The 16,967-nt window shown below is 50.4% G+C and carries 13 protein-coding genes and 1 pseudogene; 7 read left to right on the top strand and 7 right to left on the bottom strand.

The annotated features are described in order from the left end of the window. A partial coding sequence (locus tag UF06_RS16020; RefSeq protein ID WP_171816720.1) for an ISL3 family transposase occupies nt 1-308 on the bottom strand: 308 nt, incomplete at its 3' end. Between the two features lie 359 nt (nt 309-667). Here UF06_RS16020 and UF06_RS16025 point away from each other — a divergent pair. Continuing rightward, nucleotides 668-1,348, top strand: a pseudogene (locus tag UF06_RS16025) (gfo/Idh/MocA family oxidoreductase); the annotation flags it as partial. 193 nt (nt 1,349-1,541) lie between these two features. Here the strand turns inward: UF06_RS16025 and UF06_RS16030 are convergent. Next, nucleotides 1,542-1,961 (bottom strand): VOC family protein, encoded by a 420-nt coding sequence (locus UF06_RS16030; RefSeq protein WP_045571318.1) that lies wholly within the window; start codon nt 1,959-1,961, stop codon nt 1,542-1,544. A 12-nt stretch (nt 1,962-1,973) separates the two neighbouring features. Next, complete coding sequence (locus tag UF06_RS16035; protein WP_045571319.1) at nt 1,974-2,303, bottom strand: DUF6614 family protein; 330 nt, start codon at nt 2,301-2,303, stop codon at nt 1,974-1,976. Between the two features lie 434 nt (nt 2,304-2,737). On the opposite strand from UF06_RS16035, the gene UF06_RS16040 reads away from it, so the two are divergent. From UF06_RS16040 to UF06_RS16050, 3 genes are all read left to right on the top strand, one after another. Then, nucleotides 2,738-4,210: a DEAD/DEAH box helicase gene (locus tag UF06_RS16040; protein ID WP_045571320.1), complete on the top strand. Its 1,473-nt coding sequence runs from the start codon at nt 2,738-2,740 to the stop codon at nt 4,208-4,210. A gap of 225 nt (nt 4,211-4,435) precedes the next feature. Then, nucleotides 4,436-5,950 carry a M28 family metallopeptidase gene (locus tag UF06_RS16045; protein WP_045571321.1) on the top strand — a complete coding sequence of 505 codons (1,515 nt, stop codon included), beginning with the start codon at nt 4,436-4,438 and terminating at the stop codon, nt 5,948-5,950. Between the two features lie 141 nt (nt 5,951-6,091). After that, nucleotides 6,092-6,541 carry a GNAT family N-acetyltransferase gene (locus tag UF06_RS16050; protein WP_045571433.1) on the top strand — a complete coding sequence of 150 codons (450 nt, stop codon included), beginning with the start codon at nt 6,092-6,094 and terminating at the stop codon, nt 6,539-6,541. 111 nt (nt 6,542-6,652) lie between these two features. Here the strand turns inward: UF06_RS16050 and UF06_RS16055 are convergent, their stop codons facing one another. Further along, nucleotides 6,653-8,776, bottom strand: coding sequence for a methyl-accepting chemotaxis protein (locus tag UF06_RS16055; protein WP_045571322.1), 2,124 nt, complete (start codon nt 8,774-8,776; stop codon nt 6,653-6,655). Nucleotides 8,777-9,105: 329 nt separating this feature from the next. Next, complete coding sequence (locus UF06_RS16060) at nt 9,106-10,626, bottom strand: aldehyde dehydrogenase family protein (RefSeq protein WP_045571323.1); 1,521 nt, start codon at nt 10,624-10,626, stop codon at nt 9,106-9,108. A gap of 235 nt (nt 10,627-10,861) precedes the next feature. Here UF06_RS16060 and UF06_RS16065 point away from each other — a divergent pair, with 235 nt between their 5' ends. Then, nucleotides 10,862-12,622, top strand: a complete 1,761-nt coding sequence (locus UF06_RS16065) for a sigma-54-dependent Fis family transcriptional regulator (RefSeq protein WP_045571324.1) — start codon at nt 10,862-10,864, stop codon at nt 12,620-12,622. A gap of 59 nt (nt 12,623-12,681) precedes the next feature. On the opposite strand, the gene UF06_RS16070 is transcribed toward UF06_RS16065, so the two are convergent. Both UF06_RS16070 and UF06_RS16075 read right to left on the bottom strand, forming a co-directional pair. Continuing rightward, entirely contained in the window at nt 12,682-14,697 is a 2,016-nt protein-coding gene (locus UF06_RS16070) for a sensor domain-containing diguanylate cyclase (RefSeq protein WP_045571325.1), read from the bottom strand. A gap of 239 nt (nt 14,698-14,936) precedes the next feature. Beyond that, nucleotides 14,937-15,590, bottom strand: coding sequence for a glutathione S-transferase family protein (locus UF06_RS16075; RefSeq protein WP_171816743.1), 654 nt, complete (start codon nt 15,588-15,590; stop codon nt 14,937-14,939). Between the two features lie 110 nt (nt 15,591-15,700). On the opposite strand from UF06_RS16075, the gene UF06_RS16080 reads away from it, so the two are divergent. Beyond that, complete coding sequence (locus UF06_RS16080) at nt 15,701-16,534, top strand: LysR family transcriptional regulator (protein WP_082069736.1); 834 nt, start codon at nt 15,701-15,703, stop codon at nt 16,532-16,534. 51 nt (nt 16,535-16,585) lie between these two features. After that, a complete protein-coding gene (locus UF06_RS16085; protein ID WP_045571328.1) occupies nt 16,586-16,960 on the top strand; it encodes a rhodanese-like domain-containing protein in 375 nt (124 codons plus the stop codon). The last annotated feature ends 7 nt before the right edge of the window (nt 16,961-16,967 follow it).

Raw genomic sequence — 16,967 nt, forward strand, 5'->3', positions numbered from 1 at the left:
AGCTTCCGTTTCCAAAAACCGTCAAGGCTTTCGGCCTTCTTTCCTTTCTCTGTATAAATGACGGCACTTGTCTTCATATCAATCACAACCGTCATGAAGCCACTTTTTGAGCCACAGTAAATCTCATCAATTCCAATGTGAGTGACGTTTTTAAGACAAGGTTGAGAGTATCGCTTTTGCAGGTAATGCTTCTGAATATCTTTCACTGTATCCCAACAGACACCACATAGCTTGGCAATGGCATTGATGGTGACGTTCAATGCTGACAGGGAGAGAACATACTGTTCAAAGCCCTTTGTGTAACGCACCTTGGGACGAGGAGCAAAATTAAGCGGCAAATACCCGAGTGTATTACAAGCTCGGCATTCAATCCGCTGGTTTGCTATCTGGATGTAACAGGGGCTAGTGCCGATTGGCGTAGCGATGAAACGGCGAACCTTACCTCCTTTTTTTTATGACATCACGACTACGACATGATGGACATTTAATATGAGGATTGTGTGCTACGTGAAAGATGGTCGCGTCACCATCAAACTCTGTAGAGCAATAATGGAAAGGGCCGCGTATTCCAAAGCGATGGTAAAGAAGTGAAGTTGACATTAACTGGCTATTTTTGGCGATATGGTATCAGAAAAGCCATTCAGGTATCGATTTTCCGGATGAACCGTTTTTCCTTCAGCACGGCATCGCCACATTTGTGGATAAACCCTTGGCTGATAATGCCAAAGAGGTCGAAGCGCTCTACGAGTTAGCCATTCGTCAGCAACAGCCTTTGTATGTCGGATTCAATCGCCGCCATATCCCACTGTTTAACCAGCATATTCCAGAACTAGCGCATGGCGAGAGCGCAGAGCTGCGCTCTCTACGCTGGGAAAAGCATCGTCTCAATTTACCTGGCGATGTTCGCACTTTCCTTTTTGACGATTTCATTCACCCACTCGATAGCGTTAACCTCAATGCCAAAGCGGATTTGCGCGATGTCTACCTCACCCATCAAATGGCCGATGGCAAGCTCGCCAGAGTCGATGTGCAGTGGCAAAGTGGCGAAACGCTGCTGCACGCCTCAATGAACCGCCAGTTTGGCATCACTTGCGAGCGAGTCAGCGCGAGCTATCAAAACCGCGCCGTGGAATTTGACTCTTTTGTCCAAGGTACCCTGTGGCAACAAGGGCAACAAAGCACACTTCACCTCGCCGACTGGACGCCGATGCTTGCCAGCAAAGGCTTTGCTAGCATGATCGAAGATTGGATTGGCGTGATTGAACAAGGCCGAGTGCCGGATGCGGTCATTGAGCGCAATATCGCCAGCCACCAACTGGCCGAGGCGATCTGCCAGAAAATCGGGTAACGTTAATTAGACGTTGCTTTTAGCGGTAGCGTGATGAGTTTGAGCGGTAGCACGATGAGTTTGAACGGAAGCGTAATGGCTTAGCCGCGCCAGTGCTTCCCTTTATGGTGGCGAGCACCAAGCCAAGCCGACTAAAGTGCCGTCTTTGCGAAACAGAGAGCAGCCCACACGCTGCTCTTTTTGTTTCGGTGCTTTAGCGCACCTGCGGTTTAAGCTCCACCGTATTGCCTTCTGGATCGCGAATATACACAGAGCGGCCAAAGCCTTGTGCGCCATAACGTTCAACAAACTCGTCCACGGTCACTTGATGTGAAGCAAAGTACTCCAGCAGTTGCTCTTCATCCGCCGGAGTAATTTGCAAACAAAAATGCTCCATATTGCGCCCTTCTTTGCCCGGCGCACGGCCACCTTGTTGACCAAGTTTGCCCTCAATGGTCACCAGATCAATCAAGGCACTGCCAGCGCGAAGTTGCGTTAAGCCAAACTCCGCTAATTCACGTTCTACTTGGCAGCCCAACACCTCACAGTAAAAGTGCAGCATGCGCGGCAGATCGCTCACGCGCAGCACAAGGTGATCGATCGCTTGCAGTTCAATTGGGTTTTGCTTTTGCATAACATCCTCATTTTAAGCCACGGGTAAATCGCTCAGCGACTCGCTAAACGTCACTTTAAAATCCGCCACTGAACGCATCAAGTCGGCATGCGGATAAGTTGTCATTAAAGATAGCCGAATGGTGTGAAACGACGCATCCATCTGCGCTTGATCTTTAAAGTTCACCGCCAAATGAAAATCCGCCATCTCCGGAAAGTTACCTTTGTTGACGATGCGCTGACTCATTGCCGATTCAATCAACTCATGAGTGCGTAACTGGGCGACAAATTCATCGGTCAGTTTACTCACCTGCTTACAACTCACGCCTTGCTTGACCGAATAGAACACATTGTAGGTTTTCATTGCTCGCCTCTTTTTGTCATTAGTTATAGCCTTCCCCTGACGCGCAGTCAGCTCGCTGAACTGCGCCGTGAGATGGCCTGCCTATCGTTATTGTGTAGTCATTGCGTAAGTGCACGTCAGCACTGGTCAAAAAGTGGATGGTTTTTTGTGGTCCACCACCGACATGTTGGCGTGTTCAACATAACTTCTCATCATCATCTCCTTGTTTTTTAAACCCTAGATGCAGGCTAAAACCCCAAGTTAAGTTGAGGTAAAGAGGAAATGGGCCCTGATGAGCAAAAGCGAGAAGTGCTTCACAAAAGCCACGACTCTGCACTTGAATTGAAAAGAGACAATTATCGGTTGAAGTAGACGGGTAAAAGCCTCAGAATGTCGCACTTTTCGCCGCCTGAAAAATGGGCGACGCTTCCTACCATTTATATTGAGAATCACATATGGGTTTTACCTCGTTAGGTCTGTCTGCACCAATCCTTAAAGCTATTCAGGAGAAAGGCTACGACACGCCATCGCCAATTCAAATGCAGGCAATTCCTGCGATTTTACAAGGCAAGGACGTGATGGCCGCCGCGCAGACAGGTACGGGGAAAACCGCAGGCTTTACTCTGCCGATCCTTGAAAGATTGTCCAACGGCCCACGTGTGCGTAGTAACCAAGTTCGCGCCTTGATCCTAACGCCAACGCGTGAACTTGCGGCGCAAGTGCAAGAGAACGTGTTTATGTACAGCCGTCACTTGCCACTGAGCAGTGCAGTGGTATTTGGTGGGGTAAAAATCAACCCGCAAATGCTGCGCCTGCGTAAAGGGGCCGACGTCTTAGTCGCGACCCCAGGGCGTCTGATGGATCTTTACCAGCAAAACGCAGTGAAGTTTGATCAGTTAGAAGTACTGGTGCTGGATGAAGCGGACCGCATGCTCGACATGGGTTTTATCCGCGACATTCGTAAAATTCTGCAGATTTTGCCGGCAAAACGTCAAAACTTGCTGTTTTCGGCCACCTTCTCAGAAGAGATCCGCGCGCTGGCCAAAGGGCTGGTAAACAATCCGGTGGAGATCTCGGTTAGCCCGGCAAACTCGACTGCTCGCACCGTTGAGCAGTGTATTTACCCATCCGATGTGAAGAAAAAGCCAGACATGTTGGCGAAACTGATCCAAGACGGTAACTGGCAGCAAGTGCTGGTGTTTACCCGCACCAAGCACGGCGCAAACCGTCTTGCCGCTTTCCTCAATGACAACCGCATTTCAGCAGCGGCGATTCACGGCAATAAGAGCCAAGGTGCGCGAACCAAAGCGCTGGCGGATTTTAAATCGGGTGACATTCGTGTGCTGGTAGCGACGGATATCGCCGCTCGTGGTATCGACATTCCTCAGTTGCCACAAGTGGTTAACTTTGAGCTGCCGAAAGTGGCAGAAGACTATGTGCACCGCATTGGCCGTACAGGTCGTGCAGGCGAAACGGGCAAAGCCATCTCACTGGTGTGCGCCTTGGAAGCGCCTGAACTGTTCGCAATTGAGCGTTTGATCCAAGAGCTCTTGCCTCGCCATGAGCTGCAAGGCTTCAAACCGAGCAACGAAGTGCCAGAGTCCAAACTCGATACTCGCCCAATCAAAGCGAAAAAGCCGAAAAAACCGAAGCAACCACAAACAAACGCTGAAGGCGGTGAGCGTCGCCCAGCAAACTCTGCGGATAACGGGCAGAAAAAGCCTAAACGTCAGTTTAGCCAGCCGAAATCTGGCCAAGAAAACAAAGGCAATTCACCGCGCGCGAAGCAAAGCGGCAACGCCAAACCAAACAATCAACAAGGTAAGCCTAAAGCAAACGCTGGCAAATCAGGCAATGCCAAGCCAAATGGTGGCAATCCTTCCTCCACGCGTCGCAGAGCGAAACCACAACAAGCAGCCAAAGCGTAAAACCTTGTTTGTTTAGTACCTTATCAGCAGAGAAGCCACTTCTCTGCTGATCCTTTAGCAGAGAATCTTCCCACCTAAGCTGTTCACGTGCTGCTACTCATTCCCGCCGTTATTGATAATTTTCTGCCAATAAATCATGACAAGCATAGCAATAACAAATAATTAACATAAAACGAATTTCTGTTCTAAATTTTGTTGATTTTATAAATATCTCAGGAGGAGATAATGAAATACAACAAAACGTTATTGGCTATGGTCTTGGCAGGCAGCGTTGCACAGGCATACGCCGAGGAAGAGAAAGTCTGGATTTCGATCGGCTCGGATGCGGTGCAGACCGTCACTCGCTCTGGGGCAATGCCCATTTTACCCAATACGCTGGCGAGCAGCAGCGAGGTTTGGGTCGGGCAAGTCGACAGCAGCCAGCTCGCGGCGCTCTCCCATGACATGCACGAAGAGCATCATCGCTGTGGGGGATATATGGTGCACGCATCAGCGCAAAGTGCCATGGCCGCAAGCGTCATGCCGCAAACCCTTGCTAGTTTCGCTATTCCTGATATTTCCCAAAAAGCAACCGTCAACGCGTGGTTACCGCAAGTCGATGCCAGTCAAATCACCACCGTCATCAGCTCACTCGCCAGTTTCAACAACCGTTTTTACACCACAACCTCTGGCGCACAAGCGTCTGACTGGATCGCGAGTCAATGGCGCTCACTCTCATCAGGTCTACCCGGTGCGAATGTCGAGCAAATTGCCCATAGTGGTTACAACCAAAAATCGGTGGTGTTGACCATTACTGGTAGTGAAAAGCCGGACGAGTGGATCGTCATCGGTGGTCATCTCGACTCCACCATCGGCTCACGCACCAACGAGCAGAGCATTGCTCCGGGCGCGGACGATGACGCCTCCGGTATCGCCTCCGTGACCGAGGTTATCCGCGTGCTGACACAAAACAACTTCCAGCCCAAACGCTCTATCGCCTTTATGGCGTATGCCGCCGAAGAGGTTGGGCTACGCGGTTCACAAGAGATCGCTAACCGTTATCAAGCGCAAGGTAAGAAAGTCGTCTCAGCGTTGCAACTGGATATGACCAATTATCAAGGATCTGCGCAAGACATTGTGTTTATCACCGATTACACCGACAGTAACCTCACGCAGTTTCTCGCCAACTTGATTGATGAATATTTACCATCACTCACTTACGGCTATGATCGCTGCGGCTACGCCTGCTCGGATCACGCTTCGTGGCACAATGCAGGCTTCTCAGCCGCGATGCCGTTTGAATCTAAGTTCAATGACTCAAACCCCAATATTCATACGGGCCGAGACACGCTGCAAAACTCCGATGCTGAAGGCGCACACGCGGAAAAATTTACTAAGCTGGGCTTAGCCTACGCGATTGAGATGGCCAATGCAGACTCAACCCCGCAACCCGGCAACGTGCTGAAAAATGGCGTGCCGGTCAACAATCTCGCTGGCTCACGCAGCACTCAGTTTCGCTATACCTTTGAACTGACGCAGTCACAGAATCTGCAGATCACAAGCTGGGGTGGGAGCGGCGATGCGGATCTGTACGTCAAATTTGGCTCAGAGCCGACACTGCAAAACTGGGATTGTCGCCCGTATCGCAATGGGAATAGCGAAACATGCACATTCCCTAGCGCCACGCCGGGTACCTACCACATCATGCTCAACGGCTATTCCGCTTTTAGCGGCTTAAGCTTGCAAGCCAACGCCAACTAGCTGCGGACGGACAAGATGGCTCTCACTGAGCCATCTTGTCCAGTGGCAAGCAATTGCTACTTGTCTTTATGAGTGAATTGGCCGCATGATATCGGCGAAAAGCGCACTAAAACAAATGCTGCCGAAGGCAATGGAGAAGATGTGATTACAATTCGTCAAATGGACATTTCAGACTACGACTCAGTGATGACGCTGTGGGGACAAACAGAAAACTTATCGCTTAAAGACGCCGACTCCCGCGCGAGCATCGCCGCCTATTTAGCCAAAAACCCCGGGCTGAGCTTCGTTGCGATTGACGGACAACAGATTGGCGGGCAGCACATGGTTGGCGCCGTGCTGGTTGGCACCGATGGCCGCCGTGGTTACTTACAACATTTGGCAGTCGATCTGCACTACCGCGGACAGAAAATTGCTCAGCGTTTGGTGCAAAGCGCAACCGAAGCCCTCGCGCAGCAAGGCATAGCCAAAACCCACCTTTTCGTTCTGAGTAACAATCTCTCGGCGCAGGATTTCTACCTAAAATCGGGGTGGCAAGCGCGAGATGAAATCCGCATGTTCTCGTTTAATAGCTCAGACAATCAATATGTATAAACCTAGTGGTCACTTACTAACCACTCGGTAATGCTAATAACAAAAGGGAGGCACACTGCGTGCCTCCCCTTTTTTAAGACATTTGTTAAGACACTTTGCTGCGGCATTTGGTTAAGACGCTTTGCCAACATCAAAGCGACCGACCAATTGATCCAAACGTTGCAATGAGTTTTGCATCAACGCCGTTCGACGCGCTAACTGGCCAGAAGCTTCTTGAAGCTCCGCCACGGTGTGTGAGGTGGCGTCGGCGGTTTGGCGGTGTTCTTCACTGTTGCGAGCGATATCTTGGATCCGTTTGAAGAGGCCACTAACTGAGGTTTGCAAGCGCTCACTTTGCGCCGATTGGTCGACCACCTGCGTGTTACTTTCTACATTGGCAATGCCCTCTTGCATGTAGCTGACCGCCAGTTCGGACTGGCTGTGCAGCGCTTTCATCAGCTCGCCGATGTTATTGGCCGCCTGCGAGGTTTTGTTGGCTAAAACACGCACCTCGTCGGCAACTACCGAGAACCCTCGCCCGTGCTCGCCCGCGCGCGCAGCCTCGATCGCCGCATTCAGGGCTAAGAGATTGGTTTGCGAAGTGATCTCCGTGATGAGATCGACAATGCCACCGATCTTTTGCATTTCGCGGTTCACTTCTTCCACCGTCTGCGCCGAGGATTGGACAATGGTTTTGATCTGCTCGGCACTTTGCGCAGCATTGTGATATTCCTGCTGCGCGGCGTGTACCGCGTCCTGCATCAAGCCATTCATCTCGATGGCAGTGTCGTTGGCCCCTGCAATCTCTTGGCTTTGAATCCCCGCTAACGTCAGCATGTCGGTGAGCGATGTGGCGGTCGAGTCGCTGCTGGACAGCAACATCTGGCTACGACGAAACATCGACTGCGATACGCTCTGCACCTCTTTGCTGGCAAACACCAGCTCTTTGACCACCCCCTGCAAACTGTCGATAAAACTGTTGGTCCAGCGGCCAAGATCGCCCGTTTCATCGGCTTTAAAACGACTGGCATCGAGACGCCGAGTCAAGTTGCCATCCCCCTCAGCCAAAACTTGCATCACTTGCGTCATGCTAGCAAGATGCCTCGCCAGTGGCTTCGCGGTGAGAAGATGAAACAGCGTTACCGCCACAGTGCCCATCAACAGAGAGAACAGCAGCAGTTGCCACTCGCTCAGCGGGTAAAGAGAGCTGACTGCAAACGGCAGCAGCATCGGGGCAAAAATACTCAATGCAAACTGCTGATTCAGTTTTTGCGCCACAGAGCGATGGCGATACACCTCTTCCAGATCCGCTTCACACATCATGCCCCATTTATCCAAAGAGCCAGGCATGGTGAAAGTCACCCCTTTACCAATCACCGGGATGTGCCGGTAATCGGAATAGCCAGGGTATTGCACATACAAATTGGCGCCGTTTTTGATGGTTTCACGCACACCGGGATGCAGCTTGCCCGTTTTCGGATCATTAAACACAATCTCAAATTCAGTATGGTGCTGCACTTTGACCACGCCCCACTTGGTATGCACGCCAGATTTCAAATTTTCCCCATGCGAAAAACGGTTATCTTCAAAGCGCGAGCGCGAGAGTGCTACGCCAGGGGCTATCGCAGGGTCAAAATTTGACTGCACCATAAACAGGTAGTTATCGCCCGATTCGCTGTAAATGTGCCCGGCTTCGCGCTGAATTAGATCGCCAATCACATCATTCGGCACTCGCCCGCAGAGACAGCCAAGCAACTTGCCCTCTTGGCGCAGCGGTTGATAAAACATCAGGGTCACTTGGTCGTGAAAAGTGGAACTCGAGGCGCCTATCGCCAACGTGATTTTATCGACATACGGACCGTGCAGAAATGGTTGTTGCAAGCCGTTTTTTAGCGCCGCTTTTGCGGCCACTTGACGCGTTTTTTGCCCAGAGTAAGTCGATTCCACAATGGTGCCATTGGGCTCTACGATAAACAGCTCGGAAAAATCCGTGCCCCGTTTGAGCAACCTTTGCAGCGTTTCGTGATATTCATTGGGCGCTTTGGAGGAGAGGTAGAGCGCGGCATCTTGCAAAAATGACCATTGATTGTTCGCCCACGTGGTTAAAATTTGCACCCGCGTATTGGCAATATTTTCAAAAGTTTGCTCCAAAGCGTGCTTGCGGTTGCGATTAATAAAGCACGCTTTACCCATCGCCAATTTGCCTGTTTTCCCCAGCCAAGGCAGCCAGCGTTGTTCTTCCGACGTTAAATGCATAGATAAACCACCATTTCTCATTTTTATTCACAAAAGCTGTGCAACCCTTATTCCACAACTGTTGCAGAAATAAGAAAACCAGACGATATACTGAAATTTGAACTCGCTCCCAAAAACCCCACTGGCATTTTGGCTAAAGGTCAGTGAATGAAACTTAAGCTTTTGATTTGATGAATTTATTTTTTTGCACTATTTGCGTGCAGATGCGCCTTTAAGTTGCAGCACTTGCACCAGATAGGTGAGAAAACCCCAGTCAAGCCATAAAAAAAGCCCTGAGGTTTCAGGGCTTAGAGTGAAGTTTAACCTGTCGGTTTATTTAACCTGCCAACTTAGAAGAAGCCAAGTGGATTGACATCGTAACTGATCAGCAGGTTTTTGGTGTTTTGATAGTGATTGAGCATCATTTTGTGCGTTTCACGGCCAATGCCCGATTTTTTGTAGCCGCCAAATGCCGCATGGGCGGGATAGGCGTGATAGCAGTTGATCCAGATCCGCCCCGCTTCGATATTACGTCCCATGCGATAAGCGAGGTTCTGGTCACGCGTCCACACCCCAGCGCCGAGGCCATATTCGGTGTCGTTGGCGATCGCCAAGGCCTCTGCTTCATCTTTAAAAGTGGTCACCGCGATCACCGGGCCAAAGATCTCCTCTTGGAATACGCGCATTTTGTTGTGACCTTGCAGTAGGGTTGGCTGAATGTAGTAGCCTTGCGACAACGCATCTTCTTGCTGGGCGATTTCACCGCCGAAAATCACTTTTGCACCTTCCTGACGACCGATTTCAAGATAGCTAAGGATCTTGTCAAACTGCTCTTGCGAGGCTTGCGCGCCCACTTGACAATCGGTATCCAGCGGGTTGCCTTGCTTGATGGTTTTCGCCCGCTCGGCCACTTTGGCAATAAACTTATCGTAGATGGATTCATGCACCAGCACGCGTGACGGACAGGTACACACTTCACCTTGGTTGAAAAACGCCAGCAAGGTGCCTTCAATACACTTGTTCAGATACTCATCTTCGTGGTCAAACACGTCTGGGAAATAGATGTTCGGTGACTTACCGCCCAACTCCACGGTGGATGGAATTAAGTTATCGGCTGCACAGCGCAAGATGTGGTTGCCCACTTGCGTTGAGCCAGTAAAGGCCAATTTGGCGATGCGGTTACTGGTCGCGAGCGCTTGACCGGCTTCAGCGCCAAATCCGTTGACCACATTGATAACACCCGCCGGGATCAAATCGCCGATTTTTTCCATCAGAACTAAGATCGACGTTGGCGTCTGCTCTGCCGGTTTCAGAACCACACAACAGCCTGCCGCCAGCGCGGGTGCCAGTTTCCACGCCGCCATCAGCATCGGGAAGTTCCACGGAATGATCTGTCCGACCACGCCAATCGGTTCAGGGAAGTGATAGCTCGCGGTATTGGCATCAAGCTCCGCCGCGCTGCCTTCCTGCGCGCGGATACAACCAGCAAAATAGCGGAAGTGGTCAACCACCAGCGGTAAATCTGCCGCCAATGTTTCGCGCACAGGCTTACCATTTTCCCACGTTTCGGCCACCGCCAGCTCTTCCAGATGCGCTTCAATGCGATCGGCGATTTTCAGTAAGATATTGGAGCGTTCTGTAACACTGGTTTTCGCCCACTGCGCTCTGACATTGTGCGCAGCATCCAGCGCGAGATTGATGTCCGCTTCTCCTGAGCGAGCGACTTTGCAGTACGCCTGACCGTTGACCGGAGAAATGTTGTCGAAATAGTCACCGCCGACCGGTTTCACCCACTCTCCGCCAATGTAATTGTCATAGTGAGATTTGAAGCTAACGATGGCATTTTCACTGCCTGGTTGTGCATAGATCATAACTCGTCCTTTTGTTTCTCGTTCAGTGTTGACAGTGTCGAAACGCACTGTTGTCCAACTCAACAACGCAAGTCACAGGCCAACAACAACAAGCTTGTTGTTAAACAAATGTAAAACTATGATTACCAAACGATAACAACTTGGGTGAGTTCAGATTGAGCAGAAGTATGGTGTGTTCACCAGTGTTCAAGTGCTACAAAATGGCACACTCTCACTGTGACAAAATGGTACAGTCATGCAACTTCAACAGGTTACTAACCCCAATTGGCTTTCCAGCTCTTGGAATCGCAGTGAACAGGCCGGCCTAAAGCAGCGCCGACGCCCAGAAGATGTGCGTTTAACTGCTGCACTGCTCAAAGATCGTCGCCAGCAAAACAGCGTACTGATTGACAGCGTCAGTCAATATGCGTTGCCCCTTTTTAATCAGTTGTTTGCGCACAGTGACAGCCGTTTGATTCTCACCGATGCAGAAGGGGTAATTATCGGCAGTTGGGGACAACCGAAATTTCGTGAAAGACTGACCGAAATCGCCCTAAGTTCCGGAGCCTGCTGGCAGGAAAAGCTCAAAGGCACCAACGCGATTGGCACTGCCTTAATCGAAGCCAAACCCATCTCGGTGATTGGCGATCAACATTTTATACAGCATCACCGCTTTATCAGCTGTTCTGCCAGCCCACTCTTTGATCACAATGGGCAGTTGATCGGTATTTTGGACATCACCAGCGAAGAGCAAAAGCATGATTTTTCCACCCAAGTGCTGGTGCAAAACATGGTGCAGCAGGTAGAAAATCAGTTGCTAAACCAGATCCCAGATAGTCATATTCGGGTCGACTTGGCCTGTGAAACCTCCCTGCTGCACAGTGGCTGGCAAGGCGTGATCATCGCCGATGAGGCGGGAACAATTTTGGCGCACAACCAAGTAGCCAAGCAGTTGTTAGCGCGAGACAAGGTGATCGGCCAGCCGCTGGAGAGCATTTTGCATCAGCGTTCATCCCAGCATCCGCTGGTGTTTGCCACCCAAACCTTGGGCGAGAAAAAGCGCCGCAGCCGCGCGATTTGCGCCTCAAACGATCTTCACTTTGGCGACAGCAGAGTCGAGCATTGCTGGCAACAAGCGAACCGCGTCATCGACAAAGATATCCGTTTGCTGATCCTCGGAGAAACCGGGGTGGGTAAAAATGAGTTTGTAAAAGCGCTACACAAAAACAGCGCGCGCAAAAACGGGCCATTGGTTGCGGTTAACTGCGGCGCACTACCAAAAGATCTGATTGAATCGGAGCTGTTTGGCTATCAGGCGGGCGCTTTTACTGGCGCGAGTAACAAGGGCTATCTGGGTAAGGTGCGCCAAGCCGACAAAGGGATTTTGTTTTTAGATGAGATTGCCGATCTGCCTTTAGCGGCGCAAAGCCGACTGCTGCACGTACTGCAAGATAAAACTGTTCTGCCGATTGGCTCGAACCAGAGTGTGCAAGTGGATACACAAATCATCGCCGCTACGCACAAAAATCTTGAACAGTTAGTGGCGCAGGGCGAGTTTCGTCAGGATCTCTACTACCGCCTCAATGGCCTCATCATCGAACTGCCGAGCTTGCAACAGCGCAGCGACAAACAAACGCTGATAGAGCAAATTCACCGCCGTTATGCCGAGAGCGATCAATCGATTTGCCCTCATCTAATGGCGCTGTTGCTCGATTACCACTGGCCGGGCAATTTACGCGAACTCGATAGCCTGCTTAAAGTGTCCGCGCTGATGGCACAAGGTGAAGCGCTGCTGACGCTCAGCCATCTGCCGAATCACCTTGCTGGCAAACTGGGCCAACCGCAACCTCACTATGAGGAAGAAGCGGCGGTCAAAGACATCAAATCGACTGTCGATGAATCTTTGCTGAAAACCTACCAAGCGACACAAGGCAACATCAGCAAAACCTCGCGTTTGCTTGGCATAAGCCGCAACACCATTTATCGCAAACTTAAGAGTTTGGGGATGCTGAGCTAACAAGTATCGACAAAACAATGACAACACTTAAGATGCCCCCAGCGCCACTATTGACGCAGTTAAGCTTGGTAAAAATAGTAGCCATTTTTCCCCGCCAGTTTGGCTTGATACATGGCTTCATCGGCTTGCTGTATCAGCCTTTCAGCGCTGATATCACGATTTTCTGGATATAGACTGATACCAATACTGGCCGACAAGCTCATTTCATACCCTGAGACATGCAGAGGTTTAGCGATAGAGCTGAGTAAACGGGTTACGATCTGAGTCGTGCGGTGTTTATCATCAATATCCGACAGAATCACAATAAACTCATCGCCACCAAAGCGCGCTAAAGTATCTTCTTCTCGGGTAATGGTTTTCATCCGCTGTGCCATCACGCACAGCACTTCATCACCCGCCGTGTGCCCATATTGATCGTTCACATCTTTAAAGCCATCTAAATCAATAAACAGCAGTGCAATGGCGCGGCCATATTTTTTCGCATTCAGCATCGACGTATTCAGACGCTCTTGCAGCAAAAGACGATTAGGAAGTTTGGTTAAGGCGTCGTAATGGGCAATTTTTTCTAAGTGGTACTCGTGCTCTTTGAGCGCGGAAATATCAGAAAACAGCGCGACATAGCGAACATCCTCTACCGGATCGCTGACCCGGCTAATGGTTAGCAATTCAGGATAGATTTCGCCGTTTTTACGTTTATTCCAGATCTCGCCGCGCCAACACCCTTCAAGGTGTAAGGTCTTCCAAATATTGTGATAAAACGCTCGGTCGTGAATACCGGATTTGAGCATTTTCGGCGACTGACCAATCACCTCTTCTCGACTGTAACCCGTGATTTGGCTAAACGCCCGGTTAACATCCACAATCAAACCGCGACTATTGGCAATCAAAATTCCCTCGTGAACATATTTGTACACATCGGCGGCGAGTGCCAGCTGCTGCTCTCGCGCTTTATCTTCACTGATGTCAATGTGAGTGCCAAACATCTCTAGCGGTTTACCACTTTCATCCCACAGCGCCACTTTGCCCCGATCCATCACCCACACCCAATGTCCGTCTCGGTGACGCATCCTCACCTCACACTGGTAGTACTCCTGCTCACCAGCAAAATGCGCTTGCAGCTTTTTCTCTGATTTTTTTACATCGTCGGGATGAAGGAGTGCAAGCCAAGTTTGGATAGAAATAGGCCCTAGTTCATGCAACTGATAACCAATAATTTCCGCCCAGCGCGGGTTAAACTCGGTCTTACCTGTCTGAATATTCCAATACCAAGTGCCTGCATCGGTCCCCTCGATCACGTTTTCCAGCCGCTCAGTTTGCGCGCGCAATGTATCTCGTGTTTTGCAAATTACGTCTAACATCTCGTTGACGGTGTCGGTCAATAAGGAAAGTTCGGTATAAGAAGAGGAATGAACCTGTGCGGTGGGTAAGCCATCGGCATCTCGCTCAACTAAGGTATTGGTAATTCGTTGTAGCGGACGGGTCAAAATCCATCGTATCAGGGTTGCCGAGATCACGGTTTGCATTAGCAGCAGGCCAAGGGCCGTGAGTAACGAGTTCAGCAATAGGCTTCTTTTTTCCTGCTGTAGTTCTTCACCACTGCCATACACTTTGACATAGCCAAGCAGTGTACCCTCCGCGTTTTTAATTTCTCGCTGCTGGAAAAACAGTGAAGAAGCGAGCAAGTGCTCATCTTGGCTAGGTATAAACTCACGCACTTCACCTGTTGGCATTTTAATCAAACCGACGGCAGAGAAAGGCGGTTCAGAGGCGGATTCTAACCAAGAAGCTTCCAGCAAGATGGCCAGCAGCGCTTTATGATTCTCGGTTTTCATTTCTGTTTGCACCAAGAGCGAATAATCAGCAAGATGACCGGTTTGCAAATCGGTAGTAATCGCACGGCTTAGCCGCTCTGCGCTCTCTTGGGCTTGACCAAGGAGCTCTTCTTCCAGCATCTCAATGCGCTGTTGGTAGGTGTGAAAGGCGTAACTGGCGATGACCAATGACGTGGTCAAGATCACCATGACCACCAAACTCAGCGCTAAAGAACGCCCCCGCTGTAGAGCCCATTTATCCATACGATCCTCCAGCCATTGAGACACGCTCATACAGGACAAGAAGGACTTGCAAAGATTGCACCAACATTGTCTCGCCCCTCTGGATAGATGACTATACAGCTATGATTACATGTCAGTAACTATAAGCGATACGATGCCGGGCTAAGGTTTTTTTTTGTCACTTTTTGATAGAAATCATAATAACGTGGAGACAGATTGTCGCTAAGGTATACTGACCTCAGCGACAAGGTGAGAAGCCGTTAGATTGAAACCTCTTCACCCGTTTCGTCTTCGCTAACAATATCGCTCTCTTGAGCCGCTTCCGCCAACCAACGCTGCATCGCGGCGCTTTGCAGTACTTTGTCTCGATAGAGCGCGGCTTGCTCTGACAGCGGGATCTGATAAGTGATAAAACGCAAAACCACCGGAGCGTACATGGCATCGGCAATCGACCAGGCACCAAACAGCCATTGCTGCGGGTACTGCGCCATCTGTTCACTCCAAATGGCATCAATACGGGCGACATCGAGACGTGCCTGTTCAGAAAGTGCCACTTTACGCCTCGCGCGGCAGTTCATTGGTAACTCATTGCGTAATGCGCTAAACCCTGAATGCATTTCACAAGCGATGGCGCGCGCTTTGGCTCTTTCTCGCACATCGCTAGGCCACGCTTTTCCGCCTAATTTCACTTCGTTGAGGTACTCCAAAATCGCCAAGGAATCCCACACCACCCGCTCACCATCAACTAAAGCAGGCACTTTCCCTGTAGGCGTAACTCCCTGTAATGTTTGGTAAAACTCAGGGGTAAACAACTTGAGCTTTTCAATTTCGACCTCCAGTCCGTTTTGAGCAAACCCCAACCATGCGCGTAGTGACCAACTAGAGTAGTTTTGATTTCCTATGTAGAGCTTCATTGTCATTCCTTTTTCAGTTGATATCGCAAAACAATAGGGCAAGTTTTTCTGCGCGACTAACGGATAGTTTTTATATAACCTATTCAAAATTACGATGGATGAGGCAAACAATGGACATTGAAGCTTTACGCAGTTTTCTTGCTTTTGTCGAAACGGGCAGTTTTACCCGGGCGGCAAAACAGATCAGCCGCACACAATCGGCTTTCAGTGCGCAAATGCGCAAATTGGAGGAAGAGATTGGCGCTTCGCTGTTTATCAAAGAGGGGCGCTATTTGGTCCTTAGCGATGCTGGAGTGCGCCTCACCACTCATGCGCGAAATCTGGTGACGCAGCATGATGAATCCTTGTCTCAACTGCAGCATTTTCAGGATAAACGACCGCTGCGCCTTGGCTGCCCGGAAGATTACAATCAAACCGTGCTGCCGACGTTAGTGGCCAAGCTGCAACAGTTACAACCCACCTGCTCGATACAAATTTACAGCTTGCCCAGTGTCGATTTGCGTCGCCAATTAGACGCGGGCGAGCTGGACTGCGCGATTCTTACCCGCGCGCCCGATAGCGAGGAAGGCTACTGGCTTACCTCCGATCAGGGCGTGTGGATCGCATCGCCGCACTATCAAGCCGACCACCAAAAGCCGCTTACTCTGGCGCTGTTTCAAACCGACTGCAAATATCACGCGGCTGCGATTGATGGCTTGACCAAGCGTGGTATCGCTTTTCACCTTTTGGCCTGTTGCAATACCGCCTCGGCGCAGCGCGCTTTGGTCGATCAGGGTTTAGCGATTGGCGCCATGGGACGCCTCAGCGCTGGTAATAAAGTGCAAATATTGGCCGATATGCCTCCCCTACCTAAGGTGGATATTGTGTTGGCAGTCGCCGCTAAACCACACCCTTTGCTCAGTCAACAACTGCTGAAACAGCTCGAAAATGAGTTTGTTTGTTAGCCTTGAACCTTCATCTATTGGTTTTGATGACACGACGAACTGGAGAACAACATGCCAAAACTTAACTGGAAATCAGCCTGTCTGACGTTATTGCTTCTCGCACCTTGCGGGCCACTTCTCGCCTCTGAGCGCTCAGAAATGGCATGGGAATGGGTAGAAAGCGGCGCGCTGCTGATCGATGTGCGCACTGCCGAAGAGTTCGCCAGTGGGCATATCGAACACGCGCGTAATATCCCTCTTAGCGAGGTTGCCACCGGCTTTCGCTCGATTGATAAAAGCCAGCCGATCGTGGTCTATTGCCGCAGCGGCAACCGCTCGTCCATCGCCATGCAAGCGCTGATGAAACAAGGTTTCACCAATGTGCACAATGGTGGTGGCCTGAGTGAAATGCAGCAAACTCAACTGGAAATGCCGCCACTTAACTGAGCTTTCC

The sequence above is a fragment of the Vibrio sp. S234-5 genome (assembly GCF_000960595.1).
In the GTDB taxonomy this organism is placed as follows: Bacteria; Pseudomonadota; Gammaproteobacteria; order Enterobacterales; family Vibrionaceae; genus Vibrio.